The sequence below is a fragment of the Paeniroseomonas aquatica genome, from assembly GCF_030409335.1.
Lineage (GTDB): Bacteria > Pseudomonadota > Alphaproteobacteria > Acetobacterales > Acetobacteraceae > Belnapia > Belnapia aquatica.
In genome coordinates, this window is record NZ_JAUFPN010000132.1 from 1 (window position 1) to 1038 (window position 1038).

Sequence of the window (1038 nt, forward strand, 5' to 3'; positions counted from 1 at the left end):
CCGACGTGTCCGACAGCGCGGGCGCCCAGACGATCCTCGCCGCCATCAGGAAACGATGGCCTTGGCTGAAGCATCTCTTCGCGGACGCGGGCTACGACCGAACGACGCTGATGGACAAGGCCGCCTTCCTCGACTTCGTCGTCGAGATCGTCAGGCGCTCCGACCCAAAGGGCTTTCGCGTCCTCCCACGCCGGTGGGTGGTGGAGCGAACCTTCGGCTGGATGATCCGATGGCGTCGTCTCGTCCGCGACTATGAGAGGCGTCTCGACGTGTCCGAGGCCATGATCCACGTCGCCATGGGCGCCCTCCTGCTCCGCCGCGTCGCCCACCGCTAATTCTCAAACAGTCACTAAGCGTTCGCCGCCGTGGTCACGAGCGATCCGCGACGTCAGAACGACGCGCACGAGATTCGTAATCGGCGATGTCACTGTAAGCCACGCGCTCCGCCCCTGCGAGATCGTGGACCTTTAACTGTCCGACTTTTACGAGATCTTCTACACGATCTCGCGGTACCCCCCAGCGGGCAGCTACCTGATTCAGACTTAGGAATGCTGCCTTCTCAAGAACAGGAGAGGCGCTTACATCCCCGCCGACTGGAGCGGAATGCACCTCGAGTGTAGCAAGGTCAATGACGAGGTTCTTCTGCTGCCCGAGTTTAGCCAATTGGTGACGGCGTCGGAGCGGTACAGTTCCCTGTGCGACCCAGGCTCGAATGCCACTCTCCCTAATTGGGTCAGAAAATTCCTTGCTTAGCTGACGTGCCAAACGAGATGACCCACCAAGTGCTGCTACTACATTTCGAACGCAGTCCTACTGGGCGGCTACCAACTCATTTTTATTTTCACCGAGAGCACCATAGTCGAGATCAGCCGTCTCTGATTTCGCAATGTTGTCTTCCTGGTGCGCCGAATGCTGCTGTTGTATGGACTCGCTATCTTCGCTCATAGGAAGTGCCTTCACGTTGTAAGGCATAAGATCCCGCGGCGACGCGAATGGCTCAAGCAGATGAGGCGGTGTCACCCTCGAAGATCTGGAAGC

Annotated in this window: 2 protein-coding genes; one reads left to right on the top strand and one right to left on the bottom strand. The window is 58.7% G+C overall.

The window, feature by feature from the left end:
• Window positions 1–335: transposase (locus tag QWZ14_RS12140; RefSeq protein ID WP_290316933.1), on the top strand; the 335-nt coding region annotated here is incomplete at its 5' end.
• Between the two features lie 475 nt (window positions 336–810).
• Here the strand turns inward: QWZ14_RS12140 and QWZ14_RS12145 are convergent.
• On the bottom strand, window positions 811–1038 hold a 228-nt coding region (locus QWZ14_RS12145), incomplete at its 5' end, for a hypothetical protein (protein WP_290316934.1).